At 69.2% G+C, this 5481-nt stretch carries 9 protein-coding genes and 1 pseudogene; 5 read left to right on the forward strand and 5 right to left on the reverse strand.

Going from position 1 to position 5481, the window contains the following annotated elements; genetic code table 11:
- Window positions 1–199: pseudogene (locus tag RMO04_RS04325) on the reverse strand (TetR/AcrR family transcriptional regulator); the annotation flags it as partial.
- A gap of 106 nt (window positions 200–305) precedes the next feature.
- On the opposite strand from RMO04_RS04325, the gene RMO04_RS04330 reads away from it, so the two are divergent.
- The 3 genes from RMO04_RS04330 to RMO04_RS04340 are packed head-to-tail and all read left to right on the forward strand — an operon-like array spanning window position 306 to window position 1556.
- The gene (locus RMO04_RS04330) at window positions 306–488 is read left to right on the forward strand and encodes a DUF3606 domain-containing protein (protein WP_305582113.1); all 183 of its coding nucleotides are present in this window, start codon (window positions 306–308) and stop codon (window positions 486–488) included.
- A 28-nt stretch (window positions 489–516) separates the two neighbouring features.
- On the forward strand, window positions 517–1284 hold the full coding sequence (locus RMO04_RS04335) for a sulfite exporter TauE/SafE family protein (RefSeq protein ID WP_309643572.1): 768 nt from the start codon (window positions 517–519) through the stop codon (window positions 1282–1284).
- 11 nt (window positions 1285–1295) lie between these two features.
- Complete coding sequence (locus RMO04_RS04340; RefSeq protein ID WP_309643567.1) at window positions 1296–1556, forward strand: hypothetical protein; 261 nt, start codon at window positions 1296–1298, stop codon at window positions 1554–1556.
- Here the strand turns inward: RMO04_RS04340 and rsmA are convergent.
- Window positions 1553–2320 (reverse strand): 16S rRNA (adenine(1518)-N(6)/adenine(1519)-N(6))-dimethyltransferase RsmA, encoded by a 768-nt coding sequence (rsmA, locus tag RMO04_RS04345; RefSeq protein ID WP_309643573.1) that lies wholly within the window; start codon window positions 2318–2320, stop codon window positions 1553–1555. The genes RMO04_RS04340 and rsmA overlap by 4 nt on opposite strands.
- Before the next feature lie 150 nt (window positions 2321–2470).
- Between rsmA and RMO04_RS04350 the strand changes: the two genes are divergently transcribed.
- Window positions 2471–3499 carry a flagellar hook-length control protein FliK gene (locus RMO04_RS04350; RefSeq protein ID WP_309643568.1) on the forward strand — a complete coding sequence of 343 codons (1029 nt, stop codon included), beginning with the start codon at window positions 2471–2473 and terminating at the stop codon, window positions 3497–3499.
- Window positions 3496–3762 carry an EscU/YscU/HrcU family type III secretion system export apparatus switch protein gene (locus RMO04_RS04355; protein ID WP_309643569.1) on the forward strand — a complete coding sequence of 89 codons (267 nt, stop codon included), beginning with the start codon at window positions 3496–3498 and terminating at the stop codon, window positions 3760–3762. Before RMO04_RS04350 ends, RMO04_RS04355 begins: the two co-directional genes overlap by 4 nt.
- On the opposite strand, the gene greA is transcribed toward RMO04_RS04355, so the two are convergent.
- The 3 genes from greA to RMO04_RS04370 form a co-directional block, all read right to left on the reverse strand.
- Window positions 3759–4238, reverse strand: a complete 480-nt coding sequence (gene greA, locus RMO04_RS04360; protein ID WP_309643574.1) for a transcription elongation factor GreA — start codon at window positions 4236–4238, stop codon at window positions 3759–3761. The genes RMO04_RS04355 and greA overlap by 4 nt on opposite strands.
- A gap of 80 nt (window positions 4239–4318) precedes the next feature.
- Window positions 4319–5074: a hypothetical protein gene (locus tag RMO04_RS04365; protein ID WP_309643570.1), complete on the reverse strand. Its 756-nt coding sequence runs from the start codon at window positions 5072–5074 to the stop codon at window positions 4319–4321.
- 77 nt (window positions 5075–5151) lie between these two features.
- A complete protein-coding gene (locus RMO04_RS04370; protein ID WP_309643571.1) occupies window positions 5152–5436 on the reverse strand; it encodes a hypothetical protein in 285 nt (94 codons plus the stop codon).
- Window positions 5437–5481 lie beyond the last annotated feature (45 nt).

A 5481-nucleotide genomic window follows, 5' to 3' on the forward strand; every position in this document is an offset into this window, starting at 1 on the left:
TGGCCACGTTCAGCCGCTCGGCGACCCGGCGCATGGACAGGGCTGACAAACCTTCGGCGTCGGCCAGTTCGATCGCCGCGACGGCGATCCCCTCAACGCTGAGGCGCGGTCGCGGCCCGCGACGGCGGGTGGGGGCGAGGCCCCAGAGGAGTTCCAGGCTGCGTCTGGGATCCCCGGCGGAAGACGAGTCAGCGGTCATGGCGTTGCGACCTAAACATAGGAAACGCCGCACGTCGTACGATATCCGCCGCGCAGAAAATTCACGGTCGGAATCGCGGTAGAAGGGGAACCTCAAGGAGGCGATCATGGCTGAACCCAAGGGCAAGCGGGACTTCCGCGACAATCCCAGGATCGACATCCGCGAGCGCCACGAAGTGGCGTTCTGGGCCAAACGCTGGGGCGTCACAGCCGACCAGATCGCCGCGGCCCACAAGAAGGTCGGCCACAACGTCAAGGACATCGCCACCGAGCTGGGCAAGCGCCGGTGAGCGCGTGACGGCGGTCATGGACCTGCCGATCCTCACAGATCCCGTCTTCTACCTGCTGGCCATCCCGGCGGTGATCGTGCTGGGCCTCGCCAAGGGTGGCTTCGCGGGCGTCGGCGTGATCGCCGTGCCGCTGATGGCCCTGGCTGTCTCCCCAGTGCTGGCGGCCTCGATCACCCTGCCGATCCTGATCGTGCAGGATGTCGTGAGTGTCTGGTCGTTCCGGAAGACCTGGGACAAGAGCGTCCTTATCCTGATGCTGCCCAGCGCCGCGGCCGGTATCGGACTGGGCTACGCCCTGGCGGCGTTCGTCCAGCCCGGGGCCGTCGAACTGGCCGTGGGCGTGATCTCGGTGGTGTTCGCCGTGCAGCGCCTGTGGCTCGACCGCCCCGGAGCGCCGATCCGCGAAGGCCGACCAGAACGCGTGCCCTGGCGTGGCGTGCTGGCGGGCGTGGCCGCCGGGTTCACCAGCCAGATCGCCCACGCCGGCGGCCCGCCGTTCCAGATCTATGTCCTGCCGAAACGCCTGCCGCGGGACGTGTTCATCGGCACCAGTTCGCTATTCTTCGCGACTGTGAACTGGATGAAGGTCCCGGCCTATTGGGCGCTCGGCCAGTTCACGGCCCAGGCGCTGTCGACCGCCCTCGTGCTGTTGCCCCTGGCCATCGCCTCGACCTGGGCCGGGGTCTGGCTGGTGAGGCGGGTGCCGGCAGAGCGATTCTACCAGATCATCTATGGCCTGTTGATCGTGGTCGGCGCCAAGCTGGCCTGGGACGGCGCGGCGGCGCTTATCGGCTGAGGGAACACGCGATGATCATGAAGGTGCTGGGCGCGGTGCTCTGCGGCGTCGGCCTTGTCTGGATCCTGCAGGGGATCGGCGTCCTCCCGGGCAGCTTCATGACCGGCCAAACGGTATGGGCCGCCATCGGTGTCGTCGCGGTGATGGCCGGCTTGGCGATGCTGGGCCTCATGCGTCGACGGCGTGGACGTGGTTCGGCACGCGGTGACAGCGACTGGGACGGAGACTCGGACGGCGGTGATGGCGGTGATGGCGGCGGCGGCGGCGACTAGCTCCGCCAGGCGTCGGCCAACGCCAGGAAGCCCTCGACCGGGATCGTCTCGGCTCGCGCCTCCGGCGCGATGCCCACCTTGGCGCACAGGGTCTCGCCGCCCAGGACCTTGAGGCTTGAGCGCAGCATCTTGCGTCGCTGGCCGAACGCCGCGGCGGTGACAGTCTGGAGCGCCGAGAGCCGCTCGGCCGAGGGTCGGTCGGAACGGGGGGTCAGGTGGACGACCGCCGAGGAGACCTTGGGCGGCGGGGTGAAGGCGCGCGGCCCGACATCCATCACCAGGGCGGCGTTGGCCGTGGTCTGGGCCAGGACCGCCAGGCGGCCATAGGCCGCATCGCCCGGCGCGGCCACGATCCGTTCGGCGACTTCCTTCTGGAACATCAAGGTCATGGAGGCGGGTGTGAATGCGCCCGTCAGCCATTTGATGAGCAGGGCGGTGCCGACATTGTAGGGCAGGTTCGACACCACATGGGCCGGCGCGCCGGCGATCAGGGCCGTCTCGTCGGCGCTCAACGCGTCTTCGACCCGGATGGTGAGCGCGCCGTCGGCGACGGCGGCCAGGTCTTCCAGCAGCGGCAGGAAACGCGGGTCCTTCTCGATGGCGGTGACCCGCGCGCCGGTCTCCAGGAGAGCGCGGGTCAGGCCGCCAGGGCCCGGACCCACCTCGATCACGTGGTCACCGTCGCCCACCTGGGCCAGCCGGGCGATCTTGCGGGTGATGTTGAGGTCCAGCAGGAAGTGCTGGCCGAAGCTCTTTTTGGCCATCAGGCCGTGCTCGGCCAGGATGTCGCGGAGAGGCGGAAGGTCGGCCAGGGCGTTTGTCACGCCCTCTCCTAGCACTGGACGTGCAAGTCCTTAAGCCCCGCTTCACCTCGCGATTCTATGATCCGTGCGGATTAACCTGGCAGGCCTATCGTGACGATCGCACCGATCTCGGGCGTATCGCAGCCCAACCTGACCATCGCGGTGACGCCGGTCCGCGCCGTGTCCGCGACGGCGCCTGCCATGACGCCGCTGCCCGACCTCAATCCGGCGCAGATCCAGGCCCTGGCCGTGGCCGAGGTCACCCGCGCCGCCGCCGCCCGCCAGGGGGGCCTCGCGCCCCTGGTCGCCGATCTCGCTCAGGCGGCCCAGGAGCAGGCGCTGCCGAACCCCGTTCGCGACGCCGCCGCCCGCGTCCTGGCCCACGCGCCGCCGCTGACCGGGAACGTCACCGGCCCGGATGTCGCCAAGGCTATGGCCCGTTCCGGACTGTTCCTTGAGGCCAATCTCGCCGCCGCGCCGATGGCCTCGCCGGTCGGCCAGGACCTGAAGGCAGGCTTGCTGATCCTGCGCCAGGCCCTGTCGAGTTGGCTGGCCGCCGCGCCGGCGGCTCAGGGGGCCCGGACCGGCGCGGTTCCGCCGCCGCCCTATCGGGCTGGGGGCACGCGCGCTCAACCCCCAGCGGTCAGCAAGCTGTCTCCCGGCGGTTCGCCCGTGGTCATGGGCCAGGAGTTGGCGCGGGAGACCGATGCGGCCCTGGGCCGTCAGGAGCTGCTGCAACTCGCCTCCCTGCCCGTGCAAAGCGGTCCGGAGGCGCAGGTGAGCCGCTGGATGTTCGAAATGCCCTTCGTCACGCCCCAGGGCGCGGGTGTCGCGCAGTTCGAGGTCAGCCGCGACGGGCGCGCCGAATCGGGCGAGGCCGAGCCGGTCTGGCGCGCGGCCTTCTCCCTGGACGCCGAACCGCTCGGTCCGATCCACGCGCGGGTCGGACTGTCAGGCGGCCAGGCGATCGTCAGCCTATGGGCCGAGCGCGCCCACGGCCTGGACCGGCTGAGGGCCGATCAGGGCCTGCTCACCGCCGCCCTGGCCGCCGTCCAGCTCCGCGCCGAGGTCGCCATCCATCCAGGAACCCCACCGAACCGCATACCCGAGGCCGGCCGGCTGGTGGATCAGACCTCATGACCCAGCCGCTCAAGGACAAGCTGGCCGTCGCGCTGAAGTACGAAGGGCAGGGCGCGCCGACCGTGGTGGCCACCGGCCGAGGATTGGTGGGGCAAAGGATCGTCGAGGCGGCCGAGGCGCACGGGGTGCCGCTGGAACGCAACGCTCCGCTGGCTCAGGCCCTGTCGACCATCGAACTGGACGCGGAAATCCCCGAGCGGCTGTACGTCGCCGTCGCCGAGATCCTGGCCTTCGTCATGCGCGCGGCGGAAGATCGACCCTAGCCGATCGCAACGACCTCGACGGCCGCCCCGGCCACACGGACCGTGTCGCCGACCGACTTTCCCAGCAGGGCCTGCGCCAAAGGCGAGATGTAGGACACCGAGCCCTTCTTGGGATCGGCCTCGTCCTCACCGACGATGACGAAGGTCTGGCGACGGCCGTCCTCGCGCTCGAAGGTGACCTTGCGACCGAACTGGACGGTGTCGGCGTCGGGATCGCCTTCAACGAGCTGGGCGTTGCCGCGCCGCGCCGAATAGTAGCGCAGGTCGCGGGTCGCCCGCGCCATGGCGGTGCGGTCGGCCTGGACCTCGCCGTCGGCCTGGGCGGACGAATAGGCGGCGCGCGCGGCGGCCAGCGCCTCATCGAGCGCGGCCATACCCTTGGCGGTCACCAGGTTCGGGTGCGTCGAGATCGGGCGATCGGGCAGGTCGGCGGCGGCGGCCTCGTGATCACCTTCCTTGGTGAAGGCGACGCTCATCGGATTGTCCGTTCCATAGGCCATGTCTCCCAGACGCCCCGCCATCATATGGGAACGCGCGCGGATCGGCGCGGTTCGGGTCAGCCGGTGAGGGATTCGACCCAGGTCGCCACCGCCATCCAGCCTGGCGTCCCGGCCAGGGCGATAGCGCCGATCTGGCTGAGGACGACCACGCCACCGCCCCAGACATAGACCGGGTGGGGGCGGCCGCGGGTGCGCCAATCATAGACCATGGCCACGACGATCAGCAGGTCGACGAAGATGCTGGGCGGAATCGTCGCCTGAACCGGCGGCGGCCCCACGGCGCCGGGCGGGGCGAGCAGGACCATGAACACTCGCGCGCTCGCTGCCTCCATGAGCGGGACGGTGGACAGCAGCATCAGGCGCTTGTGGACATCGGCGCGGGTGTTATTGGCGATGGCGGCGCCGAACAGCACGGCGAACACCACGACTCCGCTCAGCGAGACAATTGAGAACTGGCGGGCCTGTTCGCCCATTCCGATGGCTTCGGCCACCTTGATCGAGTTAATCGCCGCCAGGACGACGGTGAAGCACATGGCCGTGGCCAGCGCGATCCCGGCCAGGCCCCAGCTTCGATGATCATAGGTCCGACCCATGGCGACCAGTGAGGTCTGCGCCAGGTAGAACAGTGTCCAGGTAAAGAAGATCAGCCCGTGAATGTGCAGGATCGGCGCGCCGCCGAACGTGCCGGCGGCGATCTTCGACCAGTAGGTGGGAATGAATCCCCCGAAGGCGATGACGACGAACACCGCCGCCATGCCCACATAGAACCAGCGCGTCCCGGCGCGCTCGGCGCCCATTGTCGTCGCAACCATGCAAACCCCCATTCGCATATCCGCGTTTGGAAGCGTGCCACGCGCTGGGATGAGTTCCCAGCGGAAGTTGGTTTCGTCTAGCGCGTCAGGCGTCGACGGTTGGCGCGGATCTTCCGTCGGTAGTGGGTGACGGCGCGAGCCGGGGTCAGGTGTCCAGTGCCGGACATCAACGCCATCGCCATGTCGGACTGGAGCGTCAGGGCCGAGGCGGCCTTTTCCGAGAACATGAGGGCGGTCTCGGCCGCCGCCGCTTCGCCGCCAAAGGCGAGCTTGGCCATGCGCAGGCCGATGACCTGTTGGGCCTCCATGGTCATCTGCCATGTCGAGAGAGAGAGTGAGAGCCAAGACGTATTGCGTTTCATAGCGGCTCTCCAGGGCCCGGATCAGGCCCTTTGCTGTGCGACCCA

The sequence above is a fragment of the Phenylobacterium sp. genome (assembly GCF_031412415.1).
GTDB lineage: Bacteria > Pseudomonadota > Alphaproteobacteria > Caulobacterales > Caulobacteraceae > Phenylobacterium.

Bases quoted from the DNA above. Each gene is read 5' to 3' on its own strand.
- RMO04_RS04330 (WP_305582113.1), top strand. From the start codon at position 306: ATGGCTGAACCCAAGGGCAAGCGGGACTTCCGCGACAATCCCAGGATC.
- RMO04_RS04340 (WP_309643567.1), top strand. From the start codon at position 1,296: ATGATCATGAAGGTGCTGGGCGCGGTGCTCTGCGGCGTCGGCCTTGTC.
- rsmA (WP_309643573.1), bottom strand. From the start codon at position 2,320: ATGGCCAAAAAGAGCTTCGGCCAGCACTTCCTGCTGGACCTCAACATC.
- RMO04_RS04355 (WP_309643569.1), top strand. From the start codon at position 3,496: ATGACCCAGCCGCTCAAGGACAAGCTGGCCGTCGCGCTGAAGTACGAA.
- greA (WP_309643574.1), bottom strand. From the start codon at position 4,238: ATGAGCGTCGCCTTCACCAAGGAAGGTGATCACGAGGCCGCCGCCGCC.
- RMO04_RS04365 (WP_309643570.1), bottom strand. From the start codon at position 5,074: ATGGTTGCGACGACAATGGGCGCCGAGCGCGCCGGGACGCGCTGGTTC.
- RMO04_RS04370 (WP_309643571.1), bottom strand. From the start codon at position 5,436: ATGAAACGCAATACGTCTTGGCTCTCACTCTCTCTCTCGACATGGCAG.